General features: G+C 71.6%; 3 protein-coding genes. 2 read left to right on the forward strand and 1 reads right to left on the reverse strand.

The features are described from left to right. Nucleotides 1–676: 676 nt before the first annotated feature. On the reverse strand, nucleotides 677–1,744 hold the full coding sequence (gene cobC, locus K8V84_RS00635; RefSeq protein ID WP_304069181.1) for an Rv2231c family pyridoxal phosphate-dependent protein CobC: 1,068 nt from the start codon (nucleotides 1,742–1,744) through the stop codon (nucleotides 677–679). Nucleotides 1,745–1,929: 185 nt separating this feature from the next. Here cobC and K8V84_RS00640 point away from each other — a divergent pair, with 185 nt between their 5' ends. Further along, a complete protein-coding gene (locus K8V84_RS00640) occupies nucleotides 1,930–3,048 on the forward strand; it encodes a peptidoglycan recognition family protein (protein ID WP_304069182.1) in 1,119 nt (372 codons plus the stop codon). Nucleotides 3,049–3,214: 166 nt separating this feature from the next. After that, entirely contained in the window at nucleotides 3,215–3,799 is a 585-nt protein-coding gene (locus K8V84_RS00645; protein ID WP_304069183.1) for a GNAT family protein, read from the forward strand. Nucleotides 3,800–4,028: the final 229 nt, after the last annotated feature.

Here is a 4,028-nt window from a genome sequence, read left to right on the forward strand (position 1 = left end):
GTTCGTGACTGTGTCGGGTTCGGTGGAAGCCTGAGCGGGGGGTGGCTCTTGTGCGACTTCTTCTCGTTCTCGCGCGGAGCCGGCCTCGGGGGCGAGGGGTGCCTGTGACCGTGTCGCCGGGTGGGGGCCACCGCGGAAGGGGATGACGTTCGGTCGAGGGTCGCGGGCGGTGTCCGGTGCCCGTGTGGGGGCGGGTTCCGGCGCGGGCTCGGGCTCAGGCTCCGGAGCGGGTTCGGGCTCCGGTGTCACGTCCCTGGGTGGCGCGGGCGGGGCCGCCGGGCGGACCTGCCGGGTGGGCGCCGCCGGCTCCTGGAGAGGTCTGCGGAAGGGGTTGCCCGGCACGGACCGCGGCTCCTCCCCTTGCGGGGCCGGTACGCCAGGAGCACCCTGGGCGCCCTTACCGCTCTCCGGCAGCCCGTCGAGCAGACCGCTCAGTCTCGGGCCGAGGCCCGATGAGGGCCTGCCGCGCCGCGGTTCGGAGGGATCGCCCTCACCATGGCGGGCTTCCTCGCGGTCATCGTTGGTCATGGTCGCTCCCCGAAGGCAGAGGTCCGTGGGCTGCCCGTTCGGGCCCGGTCCGAGATGGATCCGAACCAGGGTAGTCCGCGGCGTTCGCGCCGCTCAGCGGGGGTCCCTACGACCCCGGGCAACCCGTTCCCGGCACACCGCCGGGCCCTCAAGTCACCATCAACTGTGCCAGAGTCCGCGTCAGCGCGTGCCGCGTACGGGAGTCCCGAACCGCCACACGGAACCACTCCGGCCCCAGACCCGGGAAGGTGTCGCCGCGCCGGACCGCGATGCCCTCCTCCCTCAAACGAAGCCGCAACGATTCCCCGTCCACCGCTTTGACCAGCAGAAACGATGCTCTCGCGTGAGGAACCACGGTGAGTCCGTGGTTCCCCAGGTCATCGCTGAGCGCGCGACGTTCCTCGGCCAGGCCCCGGGCCCAGCGCTCCGCCTCGGCGAGGGCCTCGGGCGTGACGCACGCCTCCATTGCGGCCAGTGCCGGGGTGGAGACCGACCACAGGGGTTGGGCCTCGGTCAGGCGGGCGACAAGGTCCGGATCGGCGAGCAGGTAGCCGGCCCGCAGTCCGGCCAGCGACCAGGTCTTGGTGAGACTGCGCACGACCACGAGACCGGGCAGGTCCGTGCGAGGGACCAGGGACTCCGGCTCGCCCGGTACACAGTCGGCGAAGGCCTCGTCCACCACCAGGACCCGCCCCGGTCGCGCGAGCGCCGCGATCGACGCGGCGGGGTGCAGGACCGAGGTCGGGTTGGTGGGGTTGCCGATCACGACGAGGTCGGCGTCCTCGGGGACCGACTCAGGGTCCAGGAGGAAATCGGGTGCCGACAGCACAACCCGGTCCACCCGGTGGCCGGCGGCGCGCAGGGCCGCTTCGGGCTCGGTGAACTGGGGGTGGACCACAACGGCCCTTCGGGGGTTCAGCGCCCGGGCGATGAGCACGAACGCCTCCGCCGCGCCGGCCGTCGGCAGAACCTGACGGGGGTCGCGCCGGTGCCGCCGGGCCACGGCCGCGCGGGCTCGTTCTGGGTCGGGGTAGGAGCCGAGGTCGGTGAGCGAGTCGGTGATCCGGCGGAGCAGCCGATCCGGTGGGGTGCGCCCACGGACGTTGACGGCCAGGTCGAGCAGGCCGGGCCCCACGTCCGCGTCGCCGTGGTGGCGTAGATCGTGGTGGCCCTCATCCCCGTATCGGCCGCCTCCGTGCCCTCCGGTCCGCTTCAACGCCCCACCCGTCCTTGATGCCGATGTGATCCGTGGTTCCAGTGTGCTCCCCGTATCCGAGCACTCCGGGCCCGTGGACGCGCCCACGTGTCCTACGTCATGGACATGTGGCAGGCTGTTGCGGTCCCCGTCCCCCTGACGCCCTGCCCCGCGATGAACACAGTCGGCGAACAGAACGGACACACATGCGACGGCGCACCTTCCTGACCACCGCCACGGCCGCGGCGGGCCTCGGTTCCTTGGCCCCCGCGCCGCTCACCCCCGCGCCCGCTTCGGCGCAGAGCTCCGACACACGGGCCATCCCCCGGGTGCTCACCGAGAGCACCACCTCCACCGGCTCCCCCGTACGCCCCGAACGCCGGTTCGACCTGGTCGCCGTCTCCCGGTCGCCGGAGCGGACCTCGGACGCCTCGGTGCGCTTCGAACTCCCCGACGGGTGGGGGGCCTGGCGGGATCTGCACTTCCACACCGACGGACCGGACCACCTGGAAACGAACTCCACCGCGATGGTGCGCGCCCCGGAAGGGGCGATCGGATACCAAGTACGCGGTGCCGACGGCTCCGACCTGACCTCGGTGAACGTTCGCGACGGTGAACGACTCACCTTCGGTGGACCGGAGCGGACCACGCTCTCCGCCGAGGGCGACGAGTACCGGTCGATGTCGGGCACCTCCCTGTTGCCGATGCGCACGAGGGCGGGTTGGGGCGCGGACGAGTCCCTGCGCTTCGACGACAACGGCGACGACCTGTGGCCGGCCGAGTTCCACCGGGTCCAGGCTCTGACCGTGCACCACACGGCCATGGAGACCACCGACGACCACGCCGCCGACGTGCGGGCGGTCTACCGGCTCCACGCGGCGGAGCAGGGTTGGGGCGACATCGGCTACCACCTGCTCATCGACCCCGACGGCGTGGTCTACGAGGGTCGGCACTCGGGCGAGGACGGGATACCGGTCTTCTCCGGAGTGCCGCTGCCCGGCCACGCCCGTTCGGTGACGGCCGGCCACGCGGCGGGCTTCAACCACGCCAACGTCGGGGTGTGCCTGCTCGGCGACTTCACCCACGAGGTGCCCACCCGCGCCGCGCAGGACTCGCTGGTGACGGTGCTGCGGGTGCTGTGCGCGCTGACCGGTGTGGACCCGACTCGGGAGATCGAGTACGTGAACCCGGACACCGGCGCGGTCACCCCGCAGGAGGCGGTGGCCCGACACCGGGACTGGCTGGACACCGAGTGCCCCGGCAACGCCTTCGCCGACGTGTTCGACTCCGCCATCCGAGAGCGGGTGGCCCGCGGGCGACTCTAGGGAACGTCCGGCGCGACCCGCGTGACGGAGTTCTCTTGTCGCAGGTCACAGTGGTGATCACCTCGATATCCGGTTGCGGCGACCACGGTCGGCGCGGCTATCGTGAGCGCTGCCGCCACGCCGTGGGTGCGCGGCGCGATTCGAGGAAAGAGGGTCCGACTCCACCATGACCACCGTTCAGAGCACGCCGATCATGCCCGCGGTCATTTTGGAGACCGAGCGGCTCCGTCTGCGGTCGGTACTCGAACGCGACATCGACGACGTGCACGCCTCGTGCGTGGACCCCGACCTACAGCGGTGGGTTCCGTTGCCGGCCCCCGGCGAGCCCTACACCCGGGAGAACGCGGAGGACTTCTGTCTGCGTCTGGCACCGGGCATCCGCACCTCGGGCGACGGCCAGCACTGGGCCCTGCTGGAGCGCGAGGGCGGCCGGTTCGTCGGTTCGCTGGCCCTACTGCGCACCGAGTGGCCGGCGAGGGTCACCGAGGTCGGCTACTGGATCTCTCCGTGGGGTCGGGGTCGTGGCTACGCCGCCGAGGCGGTGGTCGCGGTGTCCCGTTGGGCGATCGACCAGGGGTTCCAGCGGATCGAACTGAAGGCCGCGGTGGGCAACACCGCTTCCCGCCGGGTGGCGGAGTCCACCGGGTTCGTCCACGAGGGTGTGGAGCGCAACGCGATGCCGTTGAACGAGGGCCGCACCGACCTGGCCGTCTACAGCCTCCTGCCGACGGACCTGGGGGCGAGGCCCTAGTGTTCTGTTTTGTGAACCACGGGGGTCACCGTTCGGGCGCCGTCAGGCCCTGTCCTCCGCAAACCCGGGGAGGTGTCGTGGGTGGGATCCGAGGAACGAGGATCACACCGTAGGCACCGAAGGTTCCTGACCTTTCGGGGCGCCCGAACACGCCGAAGCGCCAGCGGAGGCTCTAAAGAACACCGCCTAGCCCGGTGCCTCCAGCAACCGTGGAACGCCCGCTCGCCGG

Origin of the sequence: Nocardiopsis listeri (assembly GCF_020741345.1) — a bacterium.
Classification (GTDB): domain Bacteria; phylum Actinomycetota; class Actinomycetes; order Streptosporangiales; family Streptosporangiaceae; genus Nocardiopsis; species Nocardiopsis listeri_A.

Excerpts from the sequence above, each read along its gene's own strand:
- K8V84_RS00640 (WP_304069182.1), top strand. The coding sequence starts at position 1,930 with ATGCGACGGCGCACCTTCCTGACCACCGCCACGGCCGCGGCGGGCCTC.
- K8V84_RS00645 (WP_304069183.1), top strand. The coding sequence starts at position 3,215 with ATGACCACCGTTCAGAGCACGCCGATCATGCCCGCGGTCATTTTGGAG.